Origin of the sequence: Cellulosimicrobium sp. PMB13, assembly GCF_051294865.1 — a bacterium.
Classification (GTDB): domain Bacteria; phylum Actinomycetota; class Actinomycetes; order Actinomycetales; family Cellulomonadaceae; genus Cellulosimicrobium.
Map to the genome: position 1 here is coordinate 3,763,127 of NZ_CP145910.1, position 22,217 is coordinate 3,785,343.

A 22,217-nucleotide genomic window follows, 5' to 3' on the forward strand; every position below is an offset into this window, starting at 1 on the left:
GGGATGACGACGACCGCTCCCGTCGACCCGCGCCCCGACGGCGTGTCCCTGACCGCGGCCCCGGCCGCCGCGGCGGGCGTACCCTCGCTCCCGCTCGTGGCCGTGCGCGGCCTGAAGGTCGCCTACGGCGACGGTCCGCTCGTGCTCGACGGCGTCGACCTCGACCTGTTCCCCGGCGAGCTCGTGGCGCTGCTCGGCTCGTCCGGGTCGGGCAAGTCGACGCTCATGAAGAGCCTCACGGGCTTCGCGCCGGTGAACGAGGGCTCGGTGCGCGTCGCGGGCTACGACCTGACGAACCTGCGGCGCGGCCAGCTGCGCAGCCTGCGCGCGTCGGTCGGGCAGATCTTCCAGCAGTTCAACCTCGTGGGCCGGCTCAGCGTGCTGACGAACGTGCTCACGGGCGCCCTGCACGACGCCGGTCCGATCAACCTCGGCGGCGGGTTCACGAGCGCGCACCGCAGGCGAGCCCTCGAGCTGCTCGACCGGGTCGGGATCGCGCACAAGGCGACGGACCAGGCGCGGACGCTGTCCGGCGGGCAGCAGCAGCGTGTCGCGATCGCGCGGGCCCTCATGCAGCAGCCGCGGCTGCTCCTCGCCGACGAGCCGGTCGCGTCCCTCGACCCGAAGATGTCGCACTCCGTGCTCGACCTGCTCCACGAGATCGCCCGCGAGGACGGCATCCCCGTGCTCGTGAGCCTGCACGTGCTGCCGCTCGCCCTCGAGCACTCCGACCGGATCGTGGGGCTGCGGCACGGCGAGATGCTCGTCAGCGCGCCGACCCGCGACCTCGACGCCGCAGCGCTCGAGGCGCTCTACGCCCACGACGACGAGGACGGGGACGACCATGACTCTCACGTCTCCTGAGACCGCCCGCCGCAGCAGGCAGCCGCAGCTCGACCCGCGCGAGCGCGAGCGCCTCGAGCACGCGTTCCGCGTGCCCCGCGCACGGTTCATGCTCGGCGTGCCGATCGCGCTCGTCCTGCTCGTGTGGTCGTTCGTCGGGGCGGAGTTCGACTTCGCGAAGCTCGGCGAGGGCGCGGCCAACATGGGCGAGTTCCTCTCGCGGATGTTCCCGCCCACGTGGGACAAGCTCGACGTGATCGTCGAGCTGTTGATCGAGACGCTGCAGATGGCGATCGTCGGCACGGTGCTCGGCGCCGTGCTGTCGCTGGTCGTGGCGTTCGGAGCGGCGTCGAACATCGCCCCGAGGTGGCTGTACTACCCCACCCGCTGGGTCATGAACATCATCCGGTCGCTGCCCGACCTGGTGTTCGCCCTGATGTTCGTCTCCGCCGTGGGTCTCGGCCCGTTCGCCGGCATCCTCGCGATGACGGTCGGGTCCATCGGCTCGATCGGCAAGATCTTCGCCGAGGCCATGGAGGCCGTCGACACCGGGCCCGTCACCGCCGTCCAGGCCGTGGGCGCCTCGAAGCGCCAGGTCGTGCAGTACGGCGTCCTGCCCCAGGCCGGGCCGATGCTCGTGTCGTACACGCTGCTCCTCTTCGAGGGCAACGTGCGGGGCGCGACCATCCTCGGCATGGTCGGTGCCGGCGGCATCGGCCTGGAGCTCACCACCGCCATGAAGATGTACGACTACGGGCACCTGTCCGCGATCGTCCTCTGCATCATCGTGCTGGTCACGGTCATCGACCAGGCCAGCGCCATCATCCGAAAGAAGATCACGTGACCCTCACCGACTCCCCTGTCGCCGGCCTCGGCACCGTCGAGACCGTCCCCGCCACCACCGCCACCACCCCGGCGGACCTGCCCCTGAGCGCACCCGTCAACCTTCGCGACCTCGGTGGCGTACCCGTCGCGGGCGGAACGGTCCGCGAGGGCTTCGCGATCCGCGCCGACGACCTCGCGATCGTCACCGAGGCCGACGCGCAGCGGCTCGTCGACGGCGGGCTGCGGGCGGTCGTCGACCTGCGCTCGGGCGACGAGGTCGGCTTCACGGGCCGGGGGCCGCTCGGCGCGCAGCCGACGGTGACCTACCACCACGTGCCGTTCCTCGCGAACATCGGCCAGGCCGCCGGCGGTTCCACGGCTGCGGACGCTGCCGAGGGCGCGGGCGCGGGCGCGGGCGTCGCCGGGGGCGCCGGGCGCCTCCCCGACGGCACGGCGGCCGCCGACCTGCTGGACCAGAGCCGGTTCGGGCGGATGTACCTGCGGATGTACGAGGACGCGGCGCCGCAGATCGTCACGGCGCTCGCGATCATCGCCTTCGCGCCCGGGGCCGTCGCGTTCCACTGCGCGGCCGGCCAGGACCGCACCGGCGTCCTCGCGGCGTCGCTCCTGCTCGCCCTCGGCGCGCAGGAGGACGACATCGTCGCGGACTACGCCCGGACGGGCGAGAGCTCGGCCGCCATCATGGCGCGCATCGCGCCGCTGATGCAGCCGCTCATGCGCCGGTTCGGGTTCGACCTCGACGAGGCCGCGCGCGCCGCCGTCCGCACCGAGTTCTCCGAGGTGCCCATGCGCGAGCTTCTCGCGGCGCTCACCGAGCGTCACGGCGACCCCCTCGCGCCGCTGCGCGCGGCCGGCCTCACCGACGGCCTCGTCGCGCGGCTGCGCGAGCGCGCGCTCGACGTGCCCGACGGCGCGTCCGACGGCGCGCACGTCGACTCGCCGGCGGCGTGAGGACGGTCGTCGCCGAGCGCCCCGGGGGCGCGGCCGAGCGCCGCGGCCCCGGCCGTCCCCGTGCCGAGGGCCACGACGAGCGGATCCTGGACGCCGCCGTCGGGCTCATGGAGCAGGGCGAGGAGATCACGCTCAGCCGCGTGGTCGAGCTGAGCGGCGTCAGCCGGGCGGCCATCTACCGGCGGTGGCCCAGCATGACCGACCTCGTCGCGGCGGCGCTCGACCGGGGGCGCGAGCCGTACGTGATCCCGCTGGACGGCGACCTGCTCGAGAACCTGCTGGCGGCGTTCACCCCGGCCGCCCAGGCCGCCGGACAGGGATACACGGAGCAGCGCTTCCGCCTGCGGCTGCGCCTCGCGATGACCGACCGCAAGCTCGCCCAGGCCTACTGGCGCCAGCACGTGTCCCGCCGTCGGGCCGGCCTGGTCGCGGTGCTGCAGGCCGGCATCGAGCGGGGCGTGCTGCGGCCGGACCTCGACGTCGACGCGTGCATCGACCTCGTCAACGGCGTCTTCTACTACCAGTACGTCGTGCGCGGCGTGGCCCTGGACGACCCGCAGGCCGTCGCCCGCTGCCGCGAGGCCGTCCGCGTCGCGTGGCGCGGGATGTGCGTCGTCCCGGGCGACCCGACCGGCACGTCGGCTGCACGGCCGACGCAGCCGGACACGGCCGCGAGGTAGAACGCGCGGTCGCGAGGTAGCACCCCGCGGGTTCTACCTCGCGACCGGGGGCTCTACCTCGCGCGAGCCCGCACGGGTGACGTCAGTCCGACGACGCCGCGTACGCCGCGACGTAGCCGTCGACCTGCGCAAGGTAGGCGGCGCGCTGGGACTCGCCCAGCCACGACGCCTCGAACGAGTTCTTCGCGAGCGTCACGACCTCGGCCGTCGTGAGTCCGGCGGCCTCCGCGAGCGCCACGTAGTTGTCGGCGACGTAGCCGCCGAAGTACGCGGGGTCGTCGGAGTTCACGGTGACGCGGACGCCGTCGCGCAGCAATCCCGCGATCTCCGTCGCCTTCATGTCGTCGGTGACGAACGAGTTCGAGACCGGGCAGCACGTCAGCCCGAGGCCGCGCTCGCGCACGGCGGCGACGAGCGCCGGGTCCTCCACGACGTTCGTCCCGTGGTCGACGCGGTCGACGCCGATCTCGTCGAGCACCGTGCGGATGTTGTCGATGCTGCCCTCCTGGTCGATGTCGCAGTGCATCGTCAGGCGGTAGCCGAGCTCACGCGCCCGCGCGAACACGTCGGCGAACTTCTCCGGCGGGTTGCCGCGCTCGTCGGAGTCGAGACCGACACCGAGGATCCGGTCCCGGAACGGGATGGACGCCTCGAGCGTCTCGGTGGCGCTCTCCGCGGACAGGTCCCGCAGGAAGCACAGGATGAGGTGCGCGTCGACGCCGTGCCTCTCCCCCGCCTCCGCCGCCGCCCGGTGGTACCCGGTCACGACCGTCTCGAACGGCACGCCGCGCGACGTGTGCGCCTGCGGGTCGAAGAACATCTCGACGTGCTTCACGCCGTCGGCCGCGGCGCGCGCGAGGTACGCGTCGGCGAGCTCGTAGAAGTCGTCGGCGGTCTGCAGCACCTCCATCGCCGGGTAGTACACGGCGAGGAAGCTCGTCAGGGAGTCGAACGCGTACGTCGCGCGGACCTCCTCGACCGTCGACTGGCCGATGTCGATGCCGTTGCGCTGCGCGAGGCGCAGCTTGAGGTCGGGCTCGAGGGTCCCCTCGAGGTGCAGGTGCAGCTCGGCCTTCGGCAGACCGGTGATGAACTCGCGCGTGGGTGTGGCAGGCAGTGCCATGGGTCTCCTTCTCGGTCGGGTCGTCCCCCGCACCATCCTCTCCCCTGCCCGACGCCGGGGCTCACCCGTGCGCGCGACGTGCGGCCCGTCGTCGGGCACGGACCGTTGCGCGCCCTGCAGCGGGCGGCCGGGTACCGGAGGGCTGCCGTGTCGAGGAGGGGGGCCGAATCGATTAAGACGGTTCCGCGACAGCTCGCCGTCCGGCATCGTCCCAGTGTTCGACATCCGTGAGCGAAGGAGCTTGAGATGCGACGCATTGCAGCCTGGGCCGCCGCGGCGGTCCTCGGCGCGGCCGGCCTCGTGGCGGTCTCTCCACCCGCGCCCGCCGAGGCGCACGGCGCCGAGGTCTTCCCCGGCAGCCGCCAGTACCTGTGCTGGGTCGACGGCCAGACGGGCAACGGTCAGGTCGACCCGGACAACCCGGCGTGCGCGAACGCGTACGCCGTCAGCGGGAGCTCGGCGTTCTACAACTGGTTCGGCAACCTCGACTCGAACGGCGCAGGCCGGACCACGGGCTACATCCCCGACGGCCAGATCTGCGACGGTGGCGGTCGCGGCCCGTACGACTTCTCCGGGTTCAACGCCGTGCGCGACGACTGGCCGACGACGCACCTGACGGCCGGCGAGACGTACCAGTTCCAGCACAACAACTGGGCCGAGCACCCCGGACGCTTCGACGTGTACGTCACCGAGGAGGGGTGGGACCCCTCCGGTCCGCTCGCCTGGGGCGACCTCGAGCTGATCGACTCGGTGACCAACCCGCCCGACACCGGCGGGCCCGGCGCCCTGAACTACTACTACTGGGACGTCACCCTCCCGGCCGACCGCACCGGCGACCACATGATCTTCACCCACTGGGTGCGGTCGGACAGCAACGAGAACTTCTACAGCTGTTCCGACGTCGCGTTCGACGGCGGCGACGGCGAGGTCACGGGCATCGGGGACGACGGCGGCAACCCGACGGATCCGGTCTGCCCGGACGAGGCACCGGGAACTCCCGGCGCACCGATGGCCATGAGCATCACCACGACGAGCGCGCACGTGATGTGGGGGGCCGCGCAGACCGGGTGCGTCACCGGGTACGACGTGCTCGACCCCGGGAGCGGGGCGGTGCTCGCGAGCACCGACGGGTCACCGATGGTCGACCTGACCGGGCTGGAACCCGACACCGAGCACACGGTGGCCGTCCGGTCGCGCAACGACCACACCGGCGCCGTCTCGAGCACCCGGACCGTCACGTTCACCACGCTGGCGGACGACGAGACGCCGACGCCCGCCGGCGCGTGCGAGGTCGACTACTCCGCGTCCTCGTGGGGCGGCAGCAGCACCGGGTACACGGCCTCGGTCACCGTGAAGAACACGTCCATCGTGGCCGTCTCCGACTGGGTCGTGTCCTTCGCGTACCCGGGCGGGCAGAAGGTCGACGAACCCGGGTGGAGCGCGACGCTCGACCAGATGGGGACGACGGTCACGGCGACACGTCCGGCGTGGAAGACGAGCATCGCCCCGGGCGAGTCCGTGACGTTCGGCTTCAACGGCGCGACCGCGGCGGCCGGGTCGCACCCGGAGCCGGCAGGGTTCGCGCTCAACGGAGCCGCCTGCAGCTGATGTGCTCGGCGACGGTGCGCCGGCGGGAAGGTCTCCGTCGGCGCACCGTCGTGCCGGTCCATGCGACGGTCGTCGAAGGGCGACCCGTAGCATGACGCACGACCACCGGCGAGACGGCAGGAAGAGGGCACCATGGGAGCGACGTCATGACTGCGTACTGGATCGACGGACCCGCCGGGTGCCCCGTCGCCGCCCCGTTCGACCTCTGGCGCAAGAACTACTTCGTCGCCAACGGCACGCCGCCCGACGACACCCAGAAGATGTACCCGGCACTGACCGCGACGACCGTCACGGACGTCGCCGTCGCGACCGTCAGGGACGGCGCGACGCTCAACGACGTGCTGCGGACGTTCGCCGGCCAGGGCCCCGACGAGCAGCTGTCGGCGGCCCACCGTTACTTCTCCCGATGGATCGAGCGCGCCCCGTTCATGCCGGACTCCTGGCAGGACGTGCCGCTGCGGCCCGCCAGGACGTCGCCCGAGCCGCTGGACGAGTTCATGAAGAACTGGAGGGCGGTCAACCCTCACTTCGGCGGGACCGCGTAGCCCCGCCGACGACGTCGACCGTCCCGCGCGCGGGCGTTCCACCGCCGACTCCCGCGGCATTCCCGGTGTGGGGTGCCCTGAGAGAGCCTCCCCGGCGCGTCCGGTGGCGCATACCGTGGAGGGCGCACCACCGACGAAGGAGAACTCTTTGCGCACCGTCAACGCCTACGCCGCCCCGTCCGCGACCGAGCCTCTGGTCCCCACGACCATCGAGCGTCGCGACGTCGGCCCGAAGGACGTCCTGATCGCCATCCGCTACGCCGGCGTCTGCCACTCCGACATCCACACCGTCCGCGGCGGCTGGGGCCCGATCACCTACCCGCAGGTCGTCGGCCACGAGATCGTCGGCGAGGTCGTCGAGGTCGGCACGGCCGTCACCCGGCACGCCGTGGGCGACCGGGTCGGCGTCGGCTGCATGGTCAACTCGTGCCGCGAGTGCGAGAACTGCCGCGCCGGCATGGAGAACTACTGCCTCGAGGGCAACATCCAGACCTACGCCGGCCGCGACGTCGACGGCACCATCACCCAGGGCGGCTACTCGACCCACGTCGTCGTCGACGAGGACTTCGTCCTCCGCGTCCCCGACGCCATCCCCTACGAGGCCGCCGCGCCTCTGCTGTGCGCGGGCATCACCACCTACTCGCCGCTCGCGCACTGGAACGCCGGGCCCGGCAAGCGCGTCGCCGTCGTCGGCATGGGCGGCCTCGGCCACCTGGCCGTGAAGATCGCCGCGGCGATGGGCGCGGAGGTCACCGTGCTCTCGCGCACGCTGGCGAAGAAGGACGACGGCCTGGCCTTCGGCGCGACCGACTACTTCGCGACCGAGGACGACGCCACGTTCGAGGCCCTCGCCAACCGGTTCGACCTCATCGTCAACACCGTCAGCGCGCCGCTCGACCTCGACCGCTACCTGCGGCTGCTGCGCCTCGACGGCACGATGGTCAACGTCGGCGCTCCCCCGGAGCCGCTGCCCGTCACCGTGTTCACGCTGTTCGGCAACCGCCGTTCGTTCGCCGGGTCCGGTATCGGCTCCATCGCCGAGACCCAGGAGATGCTCGACTTCTGCGCCGAGCACGGCATCGCCCCCGAGACCGAGCTCATCGCCGCCGAGCAGATCAACGACGCGTACGAGCGCGTGCTCTCCAGCGACGTGCGCTACCGGTTCGTCATCGACACCGCGACCCTGTAGCGGTCGATCCCGCCGTCCCCACCCCGCCGGTCCCGGGCGATCTCGCGGCGGCAGGGCAGGGGAACACGGACGAGGCCCGGAGCGCGGCGTTCCGCGCTCCGGGCCTCTGCGGACGATCTCGCCCCAGCCGACGTGTCCCGTCGGTCAGAAGTTGATCATGTGCCCCGCGAGGCCGTGGATCGACTCCTGGACGGCCTCGGACAGCGTCGGGTGCGTGTGCACGTTGCGCGACAGCTCGTTGACCGTGAGGTCCCACTTCTGCGCGAGCGTGAGCTCGGGCAGCATCTCGGAGACGTCCGGGCCGATGAGGTGCCCGCCGAGCAGTTCGCCGTAGGTCTCGTCGGAGATGAGCTTGACGAAGCCGACGGGGTCGCCGAGGCCGTGCGCCTTGCCGTTCGCCATGAAGGGGAACGTCGCGACCTTGACCTGGTAGCCCTCGTCGCGCGCCTGCTGCTCGGTGAGGCCGAAGCTCGCGACCTGCGGCTGGCAGAACGTCGCGCGCGGCATCATGCGGTAGTCGCCGAGCGTGAGGGTCTCGGCGCCGGCGATGGTCTCGGACGCGACGACGGCCTGGGCCTCCGCGACGTGCGCGAGCATGAGCTTCGCGGTGACGTCACCGATCGCGTAGATGTTCTCGACGTTCGTGCGCATCACGTCGTCGATCGCGATGGCGCCGCGCTCGGTGAGCTGCACGCCCGTGTTCTCGAGGCCGAAGCCCTCGACGTTCGGGGCGAACCCGACGGCCATGAGCACCTTGTCGACGACGAGCTCGCCCGGCTTGTCGTCCTTGACGCCCTTGAACGTGACCTTGACGCCGTCGGTCCCGTTGTCGCTCACCGTCTGGACCGCCGTCGACGTCAGCAGCTTCACGCCGAGCTTCTTGTACTGCTTGGCGATCTCCTTGGAGACGTCCGCGTCCTCGTTGGGCAGCGCGCGGTCGAGGAACTCGATGATCGTGACGTCCACGCCGTAGTTCTTGAGGACGTAGCCGAACTCCATGCCGATGGCGCCGGCGCCCACGATGGCGATCGACTTCGGCAGCTCGCGCGTGAGGATCTGCTTCTCGTACGTGACGACGTTCTCGGACAGCTCGACGCCCGGCAGCAGGCGGACCTTCGAGCCGGTCGCGATGATGACGTTGTCGAACGTCACCTGGTCGGTCGAGCCGTCGGCGAGCTTCACGTCGAGCGTGTGCGCGTCGCGGAAGGTGCCGCGGCCGTCGTACTCGGTGATCTTGTTCTTCTTCATGAGGAAGTGCACGCCCTTGACGCGACCGTCCGCGACCTGGCGCGAGCGGTCGAACGCCGCGCCGAAGTCGAAGGTCACGTCACCGGACATGCCGAAGGTCTTCGCGTCGTGCGTGAAGATGTGCGCGAGCTCGGCGTTGCGCAGGAGCGCCTTGGACGGGATGCAGCCCACGTTGAGGCACACCCCTCCCCAGTACTTCTCCTCCACGACCGCGACCTGCAGACCCAGCTGGGCTGCACGGATCGCGGCCACGTAACCACCGGGACCTGCACCGAGGACGACGACGTCGTAGTGGGATGCCATGGCGTCAAGCCTACTGGGGCTCGGCGGGGCGCGGACCGCCACGGCGGGCGACGTCCGCCACACCTTGAGCCCCTCCGACCCCCGGAGAGTTGACCCCGCCGTTCCCACGGGGCGACGATGTCCGGGATGCGACACCTGCGGCTCCTCCTTCTCGGGCCGCGCTGAGCCCGCCGGGCGGGCACGCTCAGCGCGGCGGTGCCTGCGCGTCCCGGTGACGGTTCCCGGGAGCACACGGCGAGTGCCCGACGACGAAGCCCACCCTCTCGAGGAGCCTCACCGTGGACGCCGCACACCCTTCACCCGCTGACCCATCCCCCGACTCACCCTCGACCACGCGATCGTCGACCGCCGAGCACGGGGTCAACGACCGGATCGCGCCGGATCCGGTGGCCGATCCCGTGCTCACGCGGGAGCGCCCCAGCCCCACCGCCGCGACCGAGGACCGCTGGCAGCGGTACTGGGACGAGCACGGCACCTTCCGCGCGCGCGACGACGGCAGCCGTCCCCGCCGCTACCTGCTGACGATGTTCCCCTACCCCTCCGGCGACCTGCACATGGGCCACGCGGAGGTGTTCGCGCTGGAGGACGTCGTCGCGCGGTACTGGCGCCTGCGCGGGTTCGACGTGCTCAACCCCATCGGCTGGGACTCGTTCGGGCTGCCCGCCGAGAACGCCGCGATCCGCCGCGGCGAGAACCCCGCGGTGTTCACCGAGGCGAACATCGCGACGCAGGCCGCGACCGCCCGCCGGTACGGCGTCTCGTTCGACTGGTCGCGACGCCTCGAGACCCACCGGCCCGAGTACTCCCGCTGGACGCAGTGGCTGTTCCTGCGCCTGCTGGAGAACGACCTCGCGTACCGCGCGACGGCGCCCGTGAACTGGTGCCCGACGGACCAGACCGTGCTCGCGAACGAGCAGGTCGTCGGGGGCCGCTGCGAGCGCTGCGGGGCGGTCGTCGTGCAGCGCGAGCTCACGCAGTGGTTCGTGCGCGTCACGGCGTACGCGGACCGGCTGCTCGACGACATGGTCGCGCTCGAGGGCGCCTGGCCCGACCGTGTGCTCGCCATGCAACGGCACTGGATCGGGCGCAGCGAGGGCGCCCGGGTGCGGTTCGCCGTCGTGCCCGACGACGGCCCTCGCCCTGCGCGGGCCCCGGAGAGGCCGGCCGTGGTCGAGGCGTTCACGACGCGCCCCGACACGCTGCCCGGGGTCACGTTCCTCGCGGTCGCGCCCGACAGTCCGCTCGCGACCGCGCTGTGCGCTCCGGAGCAGGCTGATGCGCTGTCGGCGTACCGGGCCGCCGCGCTCGCCGCGGGCGAGATCGCGCGGACTCGCGCCGACCGCGCCACCTCAGGCATGTTCCTCGGCGCGCACGTCCGCCACCCCGTCACGGGCGAGGACCTGCCGGTGTGGGCGGCCGACCACGTCCTGCCCGGCTACGGCACCGGCGTCGTCATGGGCGTGCCTGCCCACGACGAGCGCGACGCCCGGTTCGCCGCCGCCCACGGCCTGCCGACAGGTTCTGGCGCGACATGGCTGTCGATCGACGACGCCGTCGCCCGCCTGGAGTCGACGGGCAGCGGCGAGCGCGCGACGTCGTACCGGCTGCGCGACTGGCTGGTGTCCCGGCAGCGCTACTGGGGCGCCCCGGTGCCCGTCGTGCACTGCGGGGCGTGCGGCGTCGTGCCCGTGCCTGACGAGGACCTGCCGGTGCGCCTGCCCGACCTCGCGGGCGACGACCTGCTCCCGCGCGGCCGCTCGCCGCTCGCCTCCCCGGCCGCCGACGCGTGGCGACGCGTCCCGTGCCCGCGCTGCGGCGCGGACGCCGAGCGCGACCCCGACACGCTCGACACGTTCGTCGACTCGTCCTGGTACTTCCTGCGCTACTGCTCGACGGGCGCCTCGGCGGACGGCTCCGGCACGCCGGACGACGTCCCGTTCCGTCCCGAGGACGCGCGCCGGTGGATGCCGGCCGCGCGCTACGTGGGCGGAGTCGAGCACGCGATCCTGCACCTGCTCTACAGCCGGTTCGTGACGAAGGTGCTGCACGACCTCGGGTGGGTCGACGTCGTCGAGCCGTTCGCGACGCTGCTCAACCAGGGGCAGGTGCTCAACGGGGGCCGGGCGATGAGCAAGTCGCTGGGCAACGGCGTCGAGCTCGGCGCCCAGCTCGGCCGGTGGGGCGTCGACGCCGTGCGGCTCGCGATGGTCTTCGCGGGACCGCCCGAGGACGACGTCGACTGGGCGGACGTCGACCCGGCCGCGATGCGCCGCTTCTGCGAGCGCGTGCTGCGGCTCGTCGACGCAGTCGCCGGACCGGTCGCGGTCGGGACGGGGGCGGTCCCGAGCGGCCTGGCCGCAGGCGGCGTGATCCAGGACGCGGCAGGCGACATGGGCCGCGCCGACCTCGCCAGGGCACTGCCCGGGACCCGCGCGCACGCCCTGCGGCGCGTCACCCACCGGACCGTGCACGACGCCGCGGACCTCCTCGAGCGGTCACGGTTCAACGTGGTCGTGGCGCGCGTCATGGAGCTGGTCACGACCGCGCGCCGTGCGGTGGTTGACGGGCCTGCGCCGGCCGAGGACTCCCCTGCGCACCACGCCGCGGTCCGCGAGGCCGCCGAGGCCGCAGCCGTGCTGCTCGGGCTCTTCGCCCCGTACACCGCCGAGGAGGCGTGGGAACGGCTCGGGCACGCGCCGTCGGTCGCGGAGGCTGCGTGGCCCGACGTCGACCCCTCGCTGCTCGTCGACGTCACGGTGGAGGCCGTCGTGCAGGTCGACGGGAAGGTGCGCGGACGGCTGACGATCGCGGCCGACGTCGACGAGGCGACGCTGCGGGAGCGTGCGCTCGCGACGCCGGGCGTCTCCCGGGCGACCCGAGGACGCGACGTCGTGCGCGTCGTCGTGCGCCCGCCGCACCTCGTGAACGTCGTGACGCGCGCGTCGACCGCCTGACGCACGACGCCCACCTGCCGTCCTGCCTGCTGCTGCCTGCTCCGTGCCGACCGCCGAGCATGGGGTCATCCACCGTCTCCGGCCGAGAACGGTGGACGATCCCGTGCTCGGCGACGGTGGACCACGCAGCCCGAGGTCCCGTGCGACGGATACGATGCTGCGGCCGCGTCCCACACGAACCAGCGGACCCGCCCGCGGCACCTCGGGCCCGCGTACGGAGACCTCATGGCTGTCGGACTCGCTGCCCTCCTCGACGACATCGCGGCCTTCGCCAAGCTCGCCGCGGCGTCGGTGGACGACGTCGCCGCCGCCACAGGTCGCGCGAGCGCGAAGGCGACGGGCGTCGTCATCGACGACACCGCGGTGACGCCCCGCTACGTCGAGGGACTGGCCGCGAAGCGCGAGCTGCCGGTCATCAGGCGCATCGCCACCGGCTCGCTGCGCAACAAGCTGCTGTTCATCCTCCCGGCGATCCTGCTGCTGAGCGAGTTTCTCGAGTTCTTGCTCACCCCCCTGCTCATGGTCGGCGGCCTGTACCTCGCGTTCGAGGGCGCCGAGAAGGTGTGGGAGCTGGTCTCCGGGAAGCACCACGCGGAGGTCGAGAGCACGGCGGAGAAGAAGGCCGTCGACGAGGACACCGTCGTGTCCAGCGCAGTCCGCACGGACTTCATCCTCAGTGCCGAGATCATGGTGATCGCGCTCAACGAGGTCGCGTCCGAGAAGTTCTGGTCGCGCCTGATCATTCTCGTCATCGTGGCGCTGCTCATCACCGCGGTCGTCTACGGGATCGTCGCGCTCATCGTGAAGATGGACGACATCGGCCTGCACCTCGCGGGCCGCCGGACGGGCTGGGTGCAGTCGTTCGGCCGCGGCCTCGTCACGGCGATGCCCAAGGTGATGTCCGTCATCTCGGCCGTCGGCATCGTCGCGATGCTCTGGGTCGGCGGGCACATCCTCCTCCAGGGCACGTACGACCTCGGCTGGCACGGCCCGTACGACCTGGTGCACCACCTCGAGCACGCCGTCGAAGGCGTGGCGGGCGTCGGAGGCTTCCTCGCCTGGCTGGTCAACACGGCGTGCTCCGCCGTGGTGGGCGTGCTCGTCGGCGGGCTCGTCGTCCTGGTCGTGCACCTGATCCCCCGCCGCAAGCACGGCGAACCGGCGGACCACGGGCAGACGCCTTCGTCCCCTGCGCCCACCGAGCCGTCGGACGCCTGACCCGGCCTCGACGCCGCCCCTCTGATGGGATGGGGCGATGGACTCCGGCACCTGGACCAACATCGCTCTCGTGCTGCTCTTCGTGCTGGTCGGCGGCGTGTTCGCCGGCACGGAGATCGCGCTCGTGTCGCTGCGCGAGAGCCAGGTCGCTCAGCTCGAGAAGCAGTCGGCCCGCGGGGCTCGTGTCGCGGCGGTCGCGCGCGACCCCAACCGGTTCCTCGCCGCCGTCCAGATCGGCGTGACCGTCGCGGGCTTCTTCTCGGCCGCGTACGGCGCGTCGACGCTCGCGCCGGACCTCGCTCCGGTCCTCGAGAGGCTCGGTCTCCCGGAGCCGCTCGCGTCGACGGTCTCGCTCGTCCTGCTGACGCTGCTCGTCGCCTACCTCTCGCTCGTGCTCGGCGAGCTCGTGCCCAAGCGCCTCGCGCTGCAGCGCTCGGCGTCGGTCGCGCTCGCCGTCGCACCGCCGCTCGACCGGTTCGCCACGCTCATGCGGCCCGTGATCTGGCTCCTGTCCCGGTCGACGGACGCCGTCGTGCGGCTGCTCGGAGGCAACCCGTCGGCCCGCGGTGAGGAGATGACCGAGGAGGAGCTGCGGGAGCTCGTCATCGCGCACGAGGCGCTCCCCGAGGACGAGCGCCGCATCCTCGACGACGTCTTCGCCGCGGGCGACCGGTCGCTCGCCGAGGCGATGACGCCGCGCGGCGACGTCGCGTTCCTGGAGGCCGGCACCACCCTCTCGGACGCCGCGCGCATCGTCGCCGCCGGGCCCTTTTCGCGGTATCCGGTGACGGGCGAGGACTTCGACGACGTCGTCGGCTTCCTCCACGTGCGCGACCTGCTCGGGCGCGACCGCCCCGACCATCCCGACACGGACCCGGAGACCGGGCGCCCGGTGCTCGTGCGCGACGTCGTGCGCCCGATCCTCGAGCTGCCCGCCACGAACACCGTGCTCCCGGCGATGTCGCGCATGCGTCGCGAGGGCGTGCACATCGCCGTCGTGGTCGACGAGTACGGCGGGACCGACGGCATCGTCACGCTCGAGGACCTCGTCGAGGAGCTCGTCGGCGACATCCGCGACGAGTACGACCGGGTCGAGCCGTCGGCCGCGCACGACCACGGCGGCACCACGAGCGTCGACGCCGGTCAGACCATCGAGGAGCTCGCGCGCCGCACGGGCATCGAGCTGCCCGACGGCCCGTACGAAACCGTCGCCGGGTTCGTCGTGGCGGAGCTCGGTCGGCTCGCGGAGGTCGGTGACCACGTCGACGTCGCCGGGCGCCGGCTCACGGTGACGGACGTGTCGCGCCGCCGCATCGTCCGCCTCGACGTCTCCGACCTCCCCTGAGTGCTGGGCATTTGTCGTCCGACATCCCGTTGGACGACAAATCCCCAGCACTCAACGTCCCGGATGTCGGTGGCGCGTCGTAGCGTCCCGTCCATGGGTGCATCGACAGGGATCAAGGTCGGGGTCGTCGGGAGCTTCGGCTCCGCGACCGAGGTGGTCGACATGGCGGTCGCGGCGGAGGAGCACGGCTGGGACGGCTTCTTCTCGTGGGACGGCATGAGCATCATGGAGGTCGACACGTTCGACCCCTGGGCGATCCTCGCCGCGACCGCCGTGCGGACCGAACGGATCACCCTGGGCGCGATGGTCTTCGCGCTCCCCCGGCGCAAGCCCTGGGAGGTCGTGCGGCAGGCGCTGACGGTCGACCACCTGTCGGCCGGGCGCCTCGTCCTGCCGGTGGGCGTCGGCGTGCTGGACGACGGCGGCTTCTCCGCCGTCCCCGACCAACCTCAGGCCCTGCGTGACCGGGCAGAGCAGCTCGACGACGCCCTGGCCTTCCTCGACCGCGCCTGGACCGGCGACCGGTTCGCGTTCTCCGGCGCGCGGCTCGAGACCGGCGAGATGCAGTTCCTCCCGCGCCCGGTCGAGAGGCCCGCCGTCGGGCACCACGTCCCGGTCTGGCCGGTCGGCGTCTGGGACGCGGACCGCCCGCCGCTACGTTCACTGGACCGCACGTTGCGCCACGACGGCATCGTCGTCCAGCTCAAGGGCGAGCGCGGCTTCGACGTCCCCACGCCCGACGACGTCTCCGCCCTGGTCACGTGGCTCACCTCCCGCCGCACCGAGCTGGGGCTCGACGCCCGCCCGTTCGACGTCGTCCTCCAGGGCGAGCTCCCCACCGACCGCTCCGCAGCGCAGGACCAGCTCGCCGGCCTCGCCGACGCCGGCGCGACGTGGTGGGTCGAGTCCCGCTGGAACCCGGAGACCGCGACCCCGCAGTCCCTCCTCGACGCGATCCACCAGGGCCCGCCCCGCCCCTGACCCACCCACGTCCCGTACGCCGAGACGGACGCCCGGCGGTCAGGACGCCGTCGGATCCGACGCCTCGGCGAGCACCGCGTCGGTGAGCACCAGACGCGGGCCCTGCGGAGGTGAGGACGGGTCGTGGTGGGCCTGGCGGGAGCGGGGCGAGGGACGAGCCCCGCGGATGGTAGACCCGTCGTCACCTCCGCAGGGCCCGCACCCGCGCCGTCGTCACCTCCGCAGGGCCCGCCCCCGAGCCACGAGAAAGAACCTCAGACCGGCCGAGCCGCCTCGATCTCGACCTTCGGCAGCGTCTTCGCCGGCAGCGTCTTCGGCCGCCACGACGCACGCGTCGCCTCGAACGCGGAGATCTCCTCCTCGTGCTGGAGCGTCAGGCCGATGTCGTCGAGACCCTCCATGAGGCGCCAGCGCGTGTAGTCGTCGATCTGGAAGGGCACGGTCACGTCCTGCGCGGACGCGGTGCGCGCGACGAGGTCGACGGTCACCTCGGTGCCGGGGTTGGTCTCGAGGATCTTCCAGAGGAGCTCGATGTCCTCCTGCGCCACGATCCCGGCGACCAGCCCCTGCTTGCCGGAGTTGCCGCGGAAGATGTCGGCGAAGCGGGACGCGAGGACGACGCGGAAGCCGTAGTCCTTGAGCGCCCACACGGCGTGCTCACGGGACGAGCCGGTGCCGAAGTCGGGTCCGGCGACGAGCACGGATCCGGCCTTGTAGGCGTCCTGGTTGAGGATGAACGACGGGTCGCCGCGCCACGCGGCGAACAGCGCGTCCTCGAAGCCCGTGCGGGTGACGCGCTTGAGGTAGACGGCGGGGATGATCTGGTCGGTGTCGACGTTGCTGCGGCGCAGCGGGACGCCGACGCCGGTGTGGGTCGTGAACTTCTCCATGACGGGACCTTCTTCGGGGCTTCGGGGCGGGACGGCGGTCGGGCGCTGGGCGCTGCTCAGACCTGCACGAGGACGCGCGGGTCGAGCGGCGCGAGCGGCGTGCCGTCGAAGGACGTGATGTCGACGTCGGCCGGCAGGTCGAGGTCGGACAGCGACGACAGCGTGCCGCGCAGCGCGGTCGCGGCCGCGACGAGCGGCGAGACGAGGTGCGTGCGCCCGCCCTTGCCCTGACGACCCTCGAAGTTGCGGTTCGACGTGGACGCGGCACGCTCGCCCGGCGCGAGCTGGTCGGGGTTCATGCCGAGGCACATCGAGCAGCCGGCGTTGCGCCACTCGGCACCGAAGTCGAGGAAGATCTTGTCGAGGCCCTCGGCCTCGGCCTGGAGGCGGACGCGCGCGGACGCGGGCACGACGAGCACACGCACGCTGTCGGCCTTCTGCTTGCCCTGGACGACCTTCGCGACGGAGCGCAGGTCCTCGATGCGGCCGTTGGTGCACGACCCGATGAACACGGTGTCGACGGGGATCTCGCGCAGCGGCTGCCCGGGCGTGAGGCCCATGTACTCGATGGCGCGCTCGGCGGCGACGCGCTCGTTCTCGTCGGCGATCTGCTCGGGGACGGGCACGGTCGCGGAGATGGGCAGGCCCTGGCCGGGGTTCGTGCCCCACGTGACGAAGGGCTCCAGGTCGGCGGCCTCGAGGTAGACCTCGGTGTCGAACTCGGCGTCGTCGTCCGAGCGCAGCGTGCGCCAGTACTCGACGGCCGCGTCCCAGTCGGCACCCTCGGGCGCGTGCGGGCGGCCCTTGAGGTACTCGAACGTCGTGTCGTCGGGCGCGATCATGCCCGCTCGGGCGCCGGCCTCGATGGACATGTTGCAGATCGTCATCCGCGCCTCCATCGAGAGCTTGCGGATGGCCTCGCCGCGGTACTCGAGCACGTAGCCCTGGCCACCGCCGGTCCCGATCTTCGCGATGATCGCGAGGATGATGTCCTTGCTCGTCGCGCCGGGCGGCAGCTCGCCGTCGACGTTGATCGCCATCGTCTTGAACGGGGCGAGCGGCAGCGTCTGCGTCGCGAGCACGTGCTCGACCTCGGACGTGCCGATGCCGAACGCGAGGGCGCCGAACGCGCCGTGCGTGGACGTGTGGGAGTCGCCGCACACGACCGTCAGGCCCGGCATGGTCAGGCCGAGCTGCGGACCGACCTGGTGGACGATGCCCTGGTCGGCGTCGCCCAGCGAGTGGATGCGGACGCCGAACTCGCGCGCGTTGTTGCGCAGCGTGTCGATCTGCGTGCGGCTCGTGAGGTCCGCGATCGGCAGGTCGATGTCGAGCGTCGGGGTGTTGTGGTCCTCGGTCGCGATGGTGAGGTCCGGGCGCCGGACCGGGCGGCCGGCGAGGCGCAGACCCTCGAACGCCTGCGGGCTCGTGACCTCGTGCACGAGGTGGAGGTCGATGTAGAGGAGGTCGGGCGACCCGTCGGTGCCACGTCGCACCAGGTGCGCGTCCCAGACCTTCTCTGCCAGCGTGCCGGCCATGTTGCTCATCTCCTCGTCGTCTGTCACGGCGCCTCCGCGGGGGCACGGCGGGCCGTCTGGGTCGATCGTCCGTCGTCGCGCCAGGGGGCGGGGAGAACGTCCAGCGGGTGGAACATTCTCGGCGGACTTGCATCTCATTGCATGAGACGCCAATATCGACCTATGGACAATACTAGCGGAGTCGGCGTGCTGGACAAGGCGGCCTCCGTCCTGGGCGCCCTGGAGTCCGGACCGGCCACCCTCGCCCAGCTCGTCACGGCCACGGGCCTGGCCCGCCCGACGGCGCACCGCCTCGCCGTCGCGCTCGAGCACCACCGCATGGTCGCGCGCGACATGCAGGGGCGGTTCGTCCTCGGACCGCGTCTCAACGAGCTCTCGACCGCCGCCGGCGAGGACCGCCTGCTCGCCGCGGCGAACCCGGTGCTCACCGCCCTGCGCGACCACACGGGCGAGAGCGCCCAGCTCTACCGCCGCCAGGGCGACCACCGCATCTGCGTCGCCGCCGCGGAGCGTCCGGTCGGCCTGCGGGACTCGATCCCCGTGGGTGCCACGCTCACCATGAACGCCGGCTCAGCCGCCCAGATCCTCCTCGCGTGGGAGGAGCCCGACCGGCTGCACCGGGGGCTGCGCGAGGCCGTCTTCACCGCCACGATCCTCTCCGGTGTCCGACGCCGTGGCTGGGCCCAGTCCGTCTCGGAGCGCGAGCTCGGGGTCGCCTCGGTCTCGGCCCCCGTGCGCGGGCCGTCGGGCCGTGTCGTCGCCGCCGTGTCGATCTCCGGACCGGTCGAGCGGCTCTCCCGCCAGCCGGGCCGGCTCCACTCGGGCTCGGTCGCGGCCGCGGCGAACCGGCTCACCGAGGTGCTCCGCCGCGCGGGCGAGTAGTCGAGCCCGGGGGCCGGCCGCTCCGGGTGCGGATCGCCAGCACGATCCGGCGGCGCCGCACCTGGAGTGTCCGGGCCTCGGCGCGCCGCGGGACGCAAACGGGACGCGCCCTGTCAAAATGGCGCCGTCTGCTGTCATGCTGTGCGGGCCGTCCGACGCGGCCCGAACCGGGGGCGCACCGTCTGACAGTCCGACCGACCTCGACACGGAGGAGCCCCGATGCATCCGAAGGTGAAGGCGATCCTGCTCTGGGCGCTGGTGATCTTCGCGCTGTACGCGATCGTCACGAGCCCGGAACGAGCCGCCGACATCCTCGAGGGGATCTGGGACGTCATCCTCGGCGCGTTCCGCAGCATCGGCCAGTTCTTCAGCTCGCTCCTGGACTGAGCGGTGGCCGTGCGCGGCGGGCCCCGCAACCGGATCCTGGACCGCTACGTCCTGACCGGCGAGCGGGTCGTGGTCGCGACGCGCCACCACTGGGCCATGCTCCTCGAGCCCGTCGCCACGACGGCGGCGGGTCTGCTCGTCGTCGTGTGGCTCCTCGTCCAGGCGGGACCGTCGGCGGGAGACGGGCTGCTGGTGCTCTGGCTGCTCTGGCTCGTGCTCCTGGCGCGACTCGCGTGGAAGCTGCTGGAGTGGCGCAACGAGTGGTTCGTCGCCACGGACAAGCGCCTCCTGCTCCTCTACGGCCTGATCACGCACAAGGTCGCGATGATGCCGCTGACGAAGGTGACGGACCTCAACTACGGTCGCTCGCTCACCGGCCGGGTGCTCGGGTACGGGCAGTTCCTCCTGGAGTCCGCCGGTCAGGACCAGGCGTTGCGCCAGATCGACTGGGTGGCTCGGCCGGAGGCGACCTACCGCCGGATCTGCGACACCCTCTTCGGCCCCGGCGGGATGGCCGGACGCCCGGGCGGCGGCTTCTCCGCGCAGCCCGCCACCGTCCCTCCGGGGACGCCCGCCGCGCGCCCCGGCGACGGCGGGCCGCCACGCCCGGTGCAACCCGTGGTGACCGAGCCGCCCGACGCCGTCGGCCGGCCGGTGCCGGTGCCCCCGGCGCCCGCGTGGGACGGCCGGAACCCCGTGCCACCCGCTCCGGTACCGCCGGCACCACCCGTCCCGCCGCGCGGCGACCCGGTCGTCGTCGCGGGCCGCGACGCGCGGACGGACGCCGGGACGTCCGGGACGTCCGGGACGTCGAGCGGACCGACGCAGCCGCTGCCCGCGGTCGGGCACCGCGGGGACCCCGACGACGGGCCCGGCTGGGCCGTCTCGGGCGAGCACCGCGCGACCTACGTCCCCGTGATCCACCCGCGACCGGTGTCGCCCCCGGTGCCGAAGCCCTACGAGCCGGGCCCGGGGCGCGACGAGGCGCCGTAGCGGAGCGCGGCGTTCAGCCGGCGACCGCGCGCGCTGCGGGCCCCGAGCCGTCGCCGCGGTTCTTGTCCCCGAGCTTCTCCTTGAGGAAGAACATGGGGAGGAGGAACGTGGCGAGCGCCGTGACGAGCCACACGACGAGCGTCGCCAGGATCCACGGCACCACGCCTCCCTCGATGCGCAGGCCGTCACCGACGACCGAGGCGATGAGCAGCGCGACGAAGGTCGAGACGAGGCCGATCCCGCCGAGGAAGGCCGGCGCGTACCGCGCGGCCATCTTGGCGATGAACGGCGAGAGGACGGCCTGCGCCACCGTGAAGACGGCGACGGCGACGACGAAGCCCGTCGCGGTGAGCACGACACCGTCGATGACCCAGCTCGCCACGAGCAGACCGAGGGCGACGGAGGCCAGGAGGATCAGCACGCGGATGAGGAATCGGACCATGCGGCGAGCATAGCGACGCACGTCACACTCGGCGCGCCGGGCCGGACGGCCCGACCCTGCCGGGAGGCGCGCCTTGGGATACGCCGAAGGCCCGGTCACCGTGTGGTGACCGGGCCTTCGTGATGTACCCCCAACGGGATTTGAACCCGTGTTACCGCCGTGAGAGGGCGACGTCCTAGGCCGCTAGACGATGGGGGCCTGTGGTTCCCGATCCGTTGCCGGACCGTTTCACCGGAGAGAACTCTACCTCATGTCTCGGGCGGTCCAGACCGCCGATCCAGGAGCCGGAGCTCATCGCTGGGGTACCAGGACTCGAACCTAGACTAAGTGGACCAGAACCACTCGTGCTGCCAATTACACCATACCCCATGGTGGTATCGACCCCGCATGATCGGAGGCTCTCGAGGACGGGTTGACACCTGTCCCCTGGGCCCCTCACGTGGAGGTCTCACCGGCCGAGAACATTACCGGACTCGGGGACGTGGACCAAATGCGACACCCGCTGCCGCCAGCGACCGCGGCAGGTCGACGCGACGCGGCAGGTCTGGCACGGTCGACGCATGAACGCCTCGCCACCCGAGCCGGACCCCACCTCGCGCCACGACCGCGCCACGTCCTTCGAGCAGGGCACCCGGGTCACGGGCGACGACGTCCGCACGGCAGCGACCTGGCTCGCGGAACGGCTCGCGCCCCACGACGGCGACGCGTTCGACGCGCAGGCCGGGCCGGTGCGCTGGTCCTGCTGGAAGACGACGGAGCACGTGGTCGACGACCTGGTGGCGTACGCGCTGCAGCTCGCCGCGCTCCCCCGCCTCGCGTACGTGCCGCTCGTCGGGCCTCGCGGCGAGGACGAGTTCGTGCACGTCGACCGGGCGACGGGAGGCGCGGGCCTCGTCGAGGCGCTGCACGGCGGTGCCGAGCTGCTCGCGACGCTCGTCGAGACCAGGCCCGACGACGCGCGCGCCTACCACCCGTACGGGCTCTCGGACCCGGAGGGCTTCGCCGCGATGGGCGTCGTCGAGGTCCTCGTGCACGGGCACGACGTCGTCCTGGGCCTCACCGGCGAGGGCGCACCCTTCCCCGCGGACGTTGCCCGGCGCGTCCTGGCCCGCCTCTTCCCGGACGTGACCGTGCAGCCCGGTGAGGACCCCGACGCGGTGCTGCTCTGGGCCACGGGTCGCGGGGAGCCGGCCGGGCGCGAGCGACGCACCCGGTGGCGCTGGGACTCGACCGTGCGGTGACCGCGCCGGA

20 protein-coding genes and 2 tRNA genes are annotated in these 22,217 nt (G+C 72.5%); 15 read left to right on the forward strand and 7 right to left on the reverse strand.

What is annotated here, in order from left to right; translation table 11 throughout:
• Window positions 1-3: 3 nt before the first annotated feature.
• The 4 genes from phnC to V5D56_RS16975 are packed head-to-tail and all read left to right on the forward strand — an operon-like array spanning window position 4 to window position 3,320.
• On the forward strand, window positions 4-864 hold the full coding sequence (gene phnC / locus V5D56_RS16960; protein WP_435736450.1) for a phosphonate ABC transporter ATP-binding protein: 861 nt from the start codon (window positions 4-6) through the stop codon (window positions 862-864).
• Window positions 845-1,687, forward strand: a complete 843-nt coding sequence (gene phnE, locus V5D56_RS16965) for a phosphonate ABC transporter, permease protein PhnE (protein WP_435736451.1) — start codon at window positions 845-847, stop codon at window positions 1,685-1,687. Before phnC ends, phnE begins: the two co-directional genes overlap by 20 nt.
• Entirely contained in the window at window positions 1,684-2,640 is a 957-nt protein-coding gene (locus V5D56_RS16970; RefSeq protein ID WP_435736452.1) for a tyrosine-protein phosphatase, read from the forward strand. Before phnE ends, V5D56_RS16970 begins: the two co-directional genes overlap by 4 nt.
• A complete protein-coding gene (locus V5D56_RS16975) occupies window positions 2,637-3,320 on the forward strand; it encodes a TetR/AcrR family transcriptional regulator (RefSeq protein WP_435736453.1) in 684 nt (227 codons plus the stop codon). Before V5D56_RS16970 ends, V5D56_RS16975 begins: the two co-directional genes overlap by 4 nt.
• 82 nt (window positions 3,321-3,402) lie before the next feature.
• Here V5D56_RS16975 and V5D56_RS16980 read toward each other — a convergent pair whose 3' ends face one another.
• On the reverse strand, window positions 3,403-4,443 hold the full coding sequence (locus V5D56_RS16980) for an adenosine deaminase (RefSeq protein WP_435736454.1): 1,041 nt from the start codon (window positions 4,441-4,443) through the stop codon (window positions 3,403-3,405).
• Between the two features lie 246 nt (window positions 4,444-4,689).
• Here V5D56_RS16980 and V5D56_RS16985 point away from each other — a divergent pair, with 246 nt between their 5' ends.
• From V5D56_RS16985 to V5D56_RS16995, 3 genes are all read left to right on the forward strand, one after another.
• Window positions 4,690-6,051, forward strand: coding sequence for a lytic polysaccharide monooxygenase (locus tag V5D56_RS16985; protein ID WP_435736455.1), 1,362 nt, complete (start codon window positions 4,690-4,692; stop codon window positions 6,049-6,051).
• A gap of 146 nt (window positions 6,052-6,197) precedes the next feature.
• Window positions 6,198-6,596 carry a hypothetical protein gene (locus V5D56_RS16990; protein ID WP_435736456.1) on the forward strand — a complete coding sequence of 133 codons (399 nt, stop codon included), beginning with the start codon at window positions 6,198-6,200 and terminating at the stop codon, window positions 6,594-6,596.
• Between the two features lie 148 nt (window positions 6,597-6,744).
• Window positions 6,745-7,785, forward strand: coding sequence for an NAD(P)-dependent alcohol dehydrogenase (locus tag V5D56_RS16995; RefSeq protein WP_435736457.1), 1,041 nt, complete (start codon window positions 6,745-6,747; stop codon window positions 7,783-7,785).
• 144 nt (window positions 7,786-7,929) lie between these two features.
• On the opposite strand, the gene lpdA is transcribed toward V5D56_RS16995, so the two are convergent.
• A complete protein-coding gene (gene lpdA, locus V5D56_RS17000) occupies window positions 7,930-9,336 on the reverse strand; it encodes a dihydrolipoyl dehydrogenase (protein ID WP_435736458.1) in 1,407 nt (468 codons plus the stop codon).
• A gap of 386 nt (window positions 9,337-9,722) precedes the next feature.
• Between lpdA and V5D56_RS17005 the strand changes: the two genes are divergently transcribed.
• The 4 genes from V5D56_RS17005 to V5D56_RS17020 all read left to right on the forward strand — a co-directional run bounded on the left by V5D56_RS17005 (window position 9,723) and on the right by V5D56_RS17020 (window position 15,834).
• Window positions 9,723-12,290, forward strand: coding sequence for a leucine--tRNA ligase (locus tag V5D56_RS17005; protein ID WP_435736459.1), 2,568 nt, complete (start codon window positions 9,723-9,725; stop codon window positions 12,288-12,290).
• 225 nt (window positions 12,291-12,515) lie between these two features.
• Window positions 12,516-13,508 (forward strand): DUF808 domain-containing protein, encoded by a 993-nt coding sequence (locus V5D56_RS17010; RefSeq protein WP_435736460.1) that lies wholly within the window; start codon window positions 12,516-12,518, stop codon window positions 13,506-13,508.
• Between the two features lie 37 nt (window positions 13,509-13,545).
• Window positions 13,546-14,853, forward strand: coding sequence for a hemolysin family protein (locus V5D56_RS17015; protein WP_435736461.1), 1,308 nt, complete (start codon window positions 13,546-13,548; stop codon window positions 14,851-14,853).
• Window positions 14,854-14,946: 93 nt separating this feature from the next.
• Entirely contained in the window at window positions 14,947-15,834 is an 888-nt protein-coding gene (locus V5D56_RS17020) for an LLM class flavin-dependent oxidoreductase (RefSeq protein WP_435736462.1), read from the forward strand.
• Between the two features lie 254 nt (window positions 15,835-16,088).
• Here V5D56_RS17020 and leuD read toward each other — a convergent pair whose 3' ends face one another.
• Both leuD and leuC read right to left on the reverse strand, forming a co-directional pair.
• Complete coding sequence (gene leuD / locus V5D56_RS17025; RefSeq protein WP_435736463.1) at window positions 16,089-16,724, reverse strand: 3-isopropylmalate dehydratase small subunit; 636 nt, start codon at window positions 16,722-16,724, stop codon at window positions 16,089-16,091.
• 56 nt (window positions 16,725-16,780) lie between these two features.
• Window positions 16,781-18,262 (reverse strand): 3-isopropylmalate dehydratase large subunit, encoded by a 1,482-nt coding sequence (gene leuC, locus V5D56_RS17030; protein ID WP_435739063.1) that lies wholly within the window; start codon window positions 18,260-18,262, stop codon window positions 16,781-16,783.
• A 162-nt stretch (window positions 18,263-18,424) separates the two neighbouring features.
• Here leuC and V5D56_RS17035 point away from each other — a divergent pair, with 162 nt between their 5' ends.
• From V5D56_RS17035 to V5D56_RS17045, 3 genes are all read left to right on the forward strand, one after another.
• Complete coding sequence (locus tag V5D56_RS17035) at window positions 18,425-19,144, forward strand: IclR family transcriptional regulator (RefSeq protein ID WP_435736464.1); 720 nt, start codon at window positions 18,425-18,427, stop codon at window positions 19,142-19,144.
• Window positions 19,145-19,363: 219 nt separating this feature from the next.
• The gene (locus V5D56_RS17040; protein ID WP_435736465.1) at window positions 19,364-19,531 is read left to right on the forward strand and encodes a hypothetical protein; all 168 of its coding nucleotides are present in this window, start codon (window positions 19,364-19,366) and stop codon (window positions 19,529-19,531) included.
• A 9-nt stretch (window positions 19,532-19,540) separates the two neighbouring features.
• Window positions 19,541-20,524, forward strand: a complete 984-nt coding sequence (locus tag V5D56_RS17045; RefSeq protein WP_435736466.1) for a PH domain-containing protein — start codon at window positions 19,541-19,543, stop codon at window positions 20,522-20,524.
• Window positions 20,525-20,537: 13 nt separating this feature from the next.
• Here V5D56_RS17045 and V5D56_RS17050 read toward each other — a convergent pair whose 3' ends face one another.
• The 3 genes from V5D56_RS17050 to V5D56_RS17060 all read right to left on the reverse strand — a co-directional run bounded on the left by V5D56_RS17050 (window position 20,538) and on the right by V5D56_RS17060 (window position 21,335).
• Entirely contained in the window at window positions 20,538-20,966 is a 429-nt protein-coding gene (locus V5D56_RS17050; protein ID WP_435736467.1) for a hypothetical protein, read from the reverse strand.
• A 125-nt stretch (window positions 20,967-21,091) separates the two neighbouring features.
• Window positions 21,092-21,164: transfer RNA gene (locus tag V5D56_RS17055), tRNA-Glu, on the reverse strand.
• 99 nt (window positions 21,165-21,263) lie between these two features.
• Window positions 21,264-21,335 (reverse strand) — tRNA-Gln (locus V5D56_RS17060).
• 191 nt (window positions 21,336-21,526) lie between these two features.
• Between V5D56_RS17060 and V5D56_RS17065 the strand changes: the two genes are divergently transcribed.
• Window positions 21,527-22,207, forward strand: coding sequence for a hypothetical protein (locus V5D56_RS17065; RefSeq protein ID WP_435736468.1), 681 nt, complete (start codon window positions 21,527-21,529; stop codon window positions 22,205-22,207).
• The last annotated feature ends 10 nt before the right edge of the window (window positions 22,208-22,217 follow it).